The sequence below is a fragment of the Pontibacter fetidus genome, assembly GCF_010119545.1.
Classification (GTDB): domain Bacteria; phylum Bacteroidota; class Bacteroidia; order Cytophagales; family Hymenobacteraceae; genus Pontibacter; species Pontibacter fetidus.
Genome location: NZ_JAAEAA010000049.1, coordinates 1 through 524, shown reverse-complemented (window position 1 = coordinate 524; position 524 = coordinate 1). Strand labels below are relative to the sequence as shown.

At 57.4% G+C, this 524-nt stretch carries 1 pseudogene; it reads right to left on the bottom strand.

From position 1 onward, the window contains the following. Positions 1–524 (bottom strand): annotated as a pseudogene (locus GWO68_RS17705) (transposase); the annotation flags it as partial.

The following is a 524-nucleotide window of genomic DNA, read 5'->3' as shown; positions in this document are numbered from 1 at the left end:
CTGGTACCGCTTTCCTGTTCTATGGCATCCCTGCCGGAGCAGCTGGTTGAGTTCTTCTGCCTGCAAGAGGCTCAACAGGAAGGCATACACCACCGAGAGGATCAGCATCAGCTTGAGGCGGTTTTCCCAGAACCAGAGCCGGGGGCTTTCCAGAGCCAGCTCGGACTTGGAGTAGCGGAAGGCCGCTTCCACCTGCCATCTTCTGGCATAGCAAAAAACCACGCGCCAGGCTTTGTTGACATTTTGGACAGGCAGGTTGGTGATAAGGTACAGGGGCGCGTGCCCTTTTCCTGGCCTGAGGATGATGAGCGAGAGCTTTCTTTTCGGCCAGCGGGGGTGAAAGACTGTCTGGTAGTAAAGGCCCATGTGGCGCTGCTGCCTGCGGGGTGTATCCTTGAGAAGGCGTTTGGAAAGGCTGCGCTTGCCCCGTACCAGTTGCCAGCAGGGAAGCTTACGCCCCTGCTCGTCTGCCAGCGCATACGTTTTATTCCAACGCAGGATAAAGTGCTGACGGCGCTTGAGCA